Annotated in this window: 7 protein-coding genes and 1 tRNA gene; all 8 read left to right on the plus strand. The window is 55.6% G+C overall.

Features of this window, described 5'->3' with window-relative positions:
• The first annotated feature begins 117 nt into the window (after positions 1-117).
• Positions 118-193, plus strand: a tRNA-Trp gene (locus PROAA_RS10130).
• A gap of 5 nt (positions 194-198) precedes the next feature.
• Complete coding sequence (gene secE / locus PROAA_RS10135; RefSeq protein WP_425394010.1) at positions 199-570, plus strand: preprotein translocase subunit SecE; 372 nt, start codon at positions 199-201, stop codon at positions 568-570.
• A complete protein-coding gene (nusG, locus tag PROAA_RS10140) occupies positions 567-1,100 on the plus strand; it encodes a transcription termination/antitermination protein NusG (RefSeq protein WP_186411226.1) in 534 nt (177 codons plus the stop codon). The genes secE and nusG overlap by 4 nt, the downstream gene beginning before the upstream one ends.
• A 124-nt stretch (positions 1,101-1,224) precedes the next feature.
• A complete protein-coding gene (gene rplK / locus PROAA_RS10145) occupies positions 1,225-1,656 on the plus strand; it encodes a 50S ribosomal protein L11 (RefSeq protein WP_186411227.1) in 432 nt (143 codons plus the stop codon).
• 1 nt (position 1,657) lies between these two features.
• Entirely contained in the window at positions 1,658-2,347 is a 690-nt protein-coding gene (rplA, locus tag PROAA_RS10150; RefSeq protein WP_186411228.1) for a 50S ribosomal protein L1, read from the plus strand.
• Between the two features lie 278 nt (positions 2,348-2,625).
• Positions 2,626-3,021 (plus strand): 50S ribosomal protein L10, encoded by a 396-nt coding sequence (gene rplJ / locus PROAA_RS10155; protein WP_186411229.1) that lies wholly within the window; start codon positions 2,626-2,628, stop codon positions 3,019-3,021.
• A gap of 77 nt (positions 3,022-3,098) precedes the next feature.
• On the plus strand, positions 3,099-3,470 hold the full coding sequence (gene rplL / locus PROAA_RS10160; RefSeq protein WP_186411230.1) for a 50S ribosomal protein L7/L12: 372 nt from the start codon (positions 3,099-3,101) through the stop codon (positions 3,468-3,470).
• Positions 3,471-3,739: 269 nt separating this feature from the next.
• Positions 3,740-6,190 (plus strand): DNA-directed RNA polymerase subunit beta (gene rpoB, locus PROAA_RS10165; RefSeq protein ID WP_186411231.1); only part of this gene is annotated, 2,451 nt, incomplete at its 3' end.

The raw sequence follows: 6,190 nt of genomic DNA on the forward strand, positions 1-6,190 counted from the left end.
TTCGCCATCCGTGAAGGCGGTCGTACCGTCGGCGCCGGCGTCGTCGCTAAAATTATCGAGTAAAGGAATAAGGATGTCAGGGCTTTTCGATGTCGGACTGCCCTGTGTCTTTGCAGCAGGGGCATAGCTCAACTGGCAGAGCGTCGGTCTCCAAAACCGAAGGTTGGGGGTTCGATTCCCTCTGCCCCTGCCATCACTATAAGTAAAGCTGAAGAAATGGCCGATAAAATCAAGTTTGCGCTGGCGCTGTTGCTGCTCGCTGCCGGTGTGGCTGGCTTTTACCTGCTTGCTGAGCAAGCGATGATTCTGCGCGTACTGGCGGTATTGGCAGGTGTCGGTCTTTGCACTGCCGTGGCGTGGCAGACGTCGCCGGGCCAACAGTTCTTTGGCTTTGCCAAAGAGGCGACGGTGGAGGCGAAGAAGGTCGTCTGGCCGACTCGCAAGGAAACCCTGCAAGCGACGGGCTTGGTGTTTGCGTTCGTTGTTCTGATGGCGGTCTTTCTCTGGCTGACTGACAAGAGCCTCGAATGGGTGCTGTATGACCTGATTCTCGGATGGAGTAAATCATGAGCAAGCGCTGGTATGTTGTTCATGCCTATTCGGGCTTCGAGAAGAGTGTTCAGCGTGCTCTTGAGGAACGTATCGCCCGCCAGGGAATGCAGGAGGTGTTTGGACGCATTCTGGTGCCGGTTGAGGAAGTCGTTGAATTGAAGTTGGGTCAGAAGAGCATCTCTGAACGCAAATTTTTCCCAGGTTACGTGCTGGTGGAAATGGAGATGAACGACGAATCGTGGCATCTCGTCAAAAGCACGCCGAAGGTTACCGGTTTTGTTGGCGGCTCAGCCAATAAGCCAACTCCGATTTCCGAGAAGGAAGTCGAAAAGATCATGCAGCAGATACAGGACGGCGTCGAGAAACCGCGGCCCAAGGTGCTGTTTGAGCCAGGTGAAATTGTTCGCGTCAAGGAGGGCCCTTTCACCGATTTCCATGGCTCGGTCGAGAATGTCAATTATGAAAAGAACCGGCTCCGTGTGTCAGTGACTATTTTTGGTCGTGCGACGCCGGTCGAGTTGGAGTTTGGTCAGGTCGAAAAGGCCTGATTCTGGTTGGATCGTGGCGCCTGGATTGATTCTGGGCGTCGCTGGAAGTGCTGCCTCAGGGCAGCGATTATCGTCGGGGAGCGCCATGAAAAGCGCGTTTGCACCCGTTTAAAGGAGTTATGCCGTGGCAAAGAAAATTGTCGGCTTTATCAAGCTGCAAGTGCCGGCGGGCAAGGCCAACCCCTCGCCCCCGATCGGTCCCGCGCTGGGTCAGCGCGGTTTGAACATCATGGAGTTCTGTAAAGCGTTCAACGCTCAGACCCAGAGTCTGGAGCCAGGCTTGCCGATTCCGGTGGTGATTACCGCCTTCGCGGACAAGAGCTTCACGTTCATCATGAAGACGCCGCCAGCGACCATTCTGATCAAGAAGGCTTCTGGCGTTCAGAAGGGTAGTCCGAAGCCCCATACAGACAAGGTGGGCAAGTTGACCCGTGCCCAGTGCGAAGCGATTGCCACGCAGAAGATGCCCGATTTGACTGCAGCCGACATGGATGCGGCAGTCAGAACGATTGCCGGCAGTGCCCGCTCAATGGGCATTACTGTGGAGGGCCTCTGATATGGCAACTCTGAGCAAGCGCCAAAAAGCCACGCAGGGCAAGGTTGACCGCGTCAAGAGCTATGCCGTTGGCGAAGCGCTGAAACTGGCCAAGGAATTTGCAACTGCCAAGTTTGATGAGTCGATTGATGTTGCCGTCAGCCTCGGTATTGATGCGCGCAAATCGGATCAACTGGTTCGTGGCTCCGTCGTGTTGCCGGCAGGTACGGGCAAGACTGTTCGTGTCGCCGTTTTCGCCCAAGGCGAAAAGGCGGAGGCGGCCAAGGCCGCGGGTGCCGATATCGTTGGCTTCGAGGATCTCGCTGCGGATATCAAAGCGGGTAACATGAACTTCGATGTGGTCATCGCCACACCCGATGCGATGCGCGTTGTGGGTCAGCTCGGCCAGATTCTCGGTCCGCGAGGCCTGATGCCGAATCCAAAGGTCGGAACCGTGACCATGGACGTGACAACCGGTGTCAAGAACGCCAAGGCAGGTCAGGTTCAATACCGCACCGACAAGGGTGGCATCGTGCATAGCACGATTGGCCGTGCTTCCTTCGATGCCGAGAAGCTTGAGCTAAACCTCAAGGCGTTGATCGAGGCGTTGACCAAGGCAAAACCGGCCAGCTCGAAAGGGCAGTATTTGAAGAAAATTGCCGTATCCAGCACGATGGGTCCGGGTGTGAGGGTGGATGCGACCACATTGTAGGGTCGTGATGTTGGGTCGGTGTTCGACCCTGATATGAACTTTGGGCTGCTGGCAGATTTTCCATTGCCGGCAGATCGTCAAAGACCGCAGGTGCTGGAGGGCAGACAATGTCTGAAGGTTTAAGTGCGCTAGAAGCGGCCTGCGTAGGCGGTGTGCCCCGAACAGGATTTCTTTGCGGTTGCTTGTGTAGAGCTGCTGGTGTTTTTTGTTCAGGTCGCCGTAGGTGCGATGTGCCCGACCGGGCGCGTCGTGTGTTGACTTGATAGGAGGAAAGGCCCATGGGTCTTAATCTTGATGAAAAGAAAGCCGTTGTGGCTGAAGTGCTGGCCCAGGTTGCTACAGCCGAGGTCATTGTCGTAGCGGAGTACAGCGGTCTGGAGGTGGCTGATCTCACCGGACAGATGACGGGTCCGTTGATTTATGGAATTTCCAAAGACCCGGTTTCGGCAGCGAGAGTGTTGAACGACTTTGCGAAAACCAACGAGAAGCTGGTTCTCAAGGCTGGCAGCCTCGCCGGCAAGGTGCTCGACAAAGCCGGTGTGCAAGCGCTGGCCTCCATTCCGAGCCGTGAGGAACTGCTCGGCAAGCTGCTCGGCATGATGCAGGCGCCGGTAACGGGTTTTGCCTGTGCGCTGGCTTCGCTGGCCAAGCAACGTGAAGAAGCGACCGCTTGATCGGTATTGGGCTGGTTAGCAATTGGCAGGCCTACTGACAGCTTTTACAAGTATCCAGATTTAGGAGTTTATTAATTATGGCAATCACCAAAGAAGACATCCTCGAAGCCGTTGGCTCGATGACCGTTATGGATCTGAACGACCTGGTCAAGGCGTTCGAAGTAAAGTTTGGCGTTTCGGCGGCCTCCATGGCTGTTGCCGGCCCGGCTGCAGGCGCCGCTGCCGTTGTTGAAGAGCAGACTGAATTCACCGTTATGCTCGTTGGTTTTGGCGAAAAGAAGGTTGAAGTGATCAAGGTGGTTCGCGCTGCCACTGGCCTGGGTCTCAAGGAAGCCAAGGATCTCGTTGACGGTGCGCCCAAGGCCGTCAAGGAAGCCGTTTCCAAGGCTGATGCTGAAGCTCTCAAGAAGTTGCTTGAGGATGCGGGTGCCAAGGCCGAGATCAAATAGTCTCGACCTTGAAAGTTGGGCTGGCCGCTTTTAGCGGTCAGCCCTTTTGTGCTTTTCTGGAAACGATTTTGTAACGTATCGTTTCTGCCGATTTGACGTGCAGTTTTGTAGCGGGAAAACGCAAGCACGAATGGTGGTGATTGGAGAAACGGATGTCTCCACTTCATCTGACCAATTGTTATTTGCGTTTGTCCGTTGCGGACCGACTCGAGTCCCCCGACTCTTGACGGGATGCGCTAGAGATTTTTCTTTCTGAGCTCGGAGCGATCATGACCTACTCCTACACCGAGAAAAAACGTATCCGCAAGAGTTTCGCCAAGCGCGTTAATGTGCTTGACGTCCCATTCCTGCTGGCGACGCAGCTGGATTCATTTACCGCTTTCCTGCAGGCTTCCGTACCGCCTGCCCAGCGCAAGAATCAAGGGCTGCAAGCCGCGTTTACTTCGATCTTTCCGATCGTCAGTCATAGCGGGAACGCCAGGCTGGAATTTGTCAGCTTTGCACTGGCTGAACCAGCCTTTGATGTGAAGGAATGCCAACAGCGCGGCTTGACCTTCGCGTCGGCACTGCGATCAAAAGTCCGCTTGATCATTCTTGATCGGGAAGCGCCTGACACCATCAAGGAAATCAAGGAGCAGGAAGTCTACATGGGCGAAATTCCCTTGATGACAACAACGGGTTCTTTCGTTATCAATGGCACGGAGCGGGTGATTGTTTCGCAGTTGCACCGGTCTCCTGGCGTGTTCTTTGAACATGATCGTGGCAAGACGCACAGCTCGGGCAAGCTTCTTTTTTCGGCACGGGTGATTCCGTATCGCGGCTCGTGGCTGGACTTCGAGTTTGACCCAAAGGACACTCTGTTTTTCCGCGTCGACCGTCGCCGCAAGATGCCAGTCACCACGCTGCTCAAAGCCATTGGCCTGACGTCCGAGCAGATCCTGCGGGAGTTCTTCGATTTCGATACCTTCCAGCTCGGTAAAAAAGGTATCGAGTTCCATCTTGTGCCCGAGCGTCTGCGCGGCGAGGTTGCGCGTTTCGATTTCTGTGACAAATCGGGCAAGGTTCTCGTTGCCAAGGATAAACGGATTACCAGCAAGCACATTCGCGAGCTCGATGCGGCCGGAATCAAACAGATAATCGTGCCGGATGATTTTCTCCTCAGTCGTGTGATCGCCCAAAACATTATCGATAGAGAGACGGGTGAAATTCTCGCCAACGCCAACGATGAAATCAGTGAAGTGTTACTGGCCAAGCTGATCGAGGCAGGTGTTGACTCGCTGCAGACCCTGTACATTAACGATCTGGATCGTGGGGGCTTCATCTCGCAGACGCTTCGAGCCGACGATACGGTGTCAAAGCAGGCTGCGCGTGTCGCCATCTACCGCATGATGCGTCCGGGAGAGCCGCCAACCGAAGAGGCCGTCGAAATCCTGTTCAATGGTCTGTTTTATTCCGACGACCGTTACGATCTCTCGGCCGTCGGCCGGATGAAATTCAACCGACGGCTTGTTCGCAAGGATGTCACTGAATTCAAGGTAATGGTCAAGCATGCTCCGGCTGCCAAACGAGAAGCCGTCGTCAATGCCATCATTGAAGTCGCAGGAGGTTCTCCTGAGGCGGTTGAACTGCTGCTGTCCGAGCTGTCCTTCGGCATGCGTGCGGTTGCCGAGAATCTCACCGAGGAAGATGCAAATGCACTGGGTGATCTGCTGAAAGGTCTTGGCGTAAATAGCGAAATTCGTGACCAGCTGACCTTGTCGCCCCGTGACATTGTAGAAGTCATCAAGATTCTCGTTGAACTGCGCAATGGTCGTGGGGAGATCGACGATATCGATCACCTTGGCAACCGCCGTGTGCGTTCCGTTGGCGAACTGGCCGAGAATCAGTTCCGTGCCGGTCTTGTTCGCGTCGAGCGCGCCGTCAAGGAACGTCTCTCGCAAGCCGAGTCGGACAATTTGATGCCGCACGACCTGATCAACGCCAAGCCGATCAGTGCGGCGGTCAGGGAGTTTTTTGGTTCGAGTCAACTCTCGCAGTTCATGGATCAGACCAACCCACTATCCGAAATTACCCACAAACGACGCGTCTCGGCTCTCGGCCCAGGTGGCTTGACACGCGAACGCGCTGGTTTTGAAGTGCGCGACGTGCATCCGACGCATTATGGCCGCGTCTGTCCGATCGAGACACCGGAGGGACCAAACATCGGTCTGATCAACTCGTTGGCGCTGTACGCACGGACCAACGAATACGGCTTTCTTGAAACGCCGTATCGCAAGGTGGTCGACAGCAAGGTTACCTACCAGATCGAATACTTGTCGGCGATTGAGGAAGGCAGTTACATCGTCGCTCAGGCCAATGCGGCGCTGGATGGCGTCGGTACGCTAACCGACAGCCTGGTGACCTGCCGTGAGAAAGGCGAAACGATCCTTGCCGAGCCCTCGCGCGTCCAGTATATGGACGTGGCGCCGGGGCAGATCGTCTCGGTCGCCGCGTCCTTGATTCCTTTCCTTGAGCACGACGACGCCAATCGAGCGCTGATGGGTGCCAACATGCAGCGTCAGGCGGTTCCTTGTCTGCGTCCTGAGAAGCCGGTCGTCGGTACGGGAATCGAGCGCACGGTTGCTGTCGACTCAGGTACTGCGGTTCAGGCTCTGCGTGGCGGCAAGGTTGACTACGCGGATGCGTCGCGCATTGTTGTCCGGGTCAATGACAACGAGACC

The organism is Candidatus Propionivibrio aalborgensis (genome assembly GCF_900089945.1).
Classification (GTDB): Bacteria; Pseudomonadota; Gammaproteobacteria; order Burkholderiales; family Rhodocyclaceae; genus Propionivibrio; species Propionivibrio aalborgensis.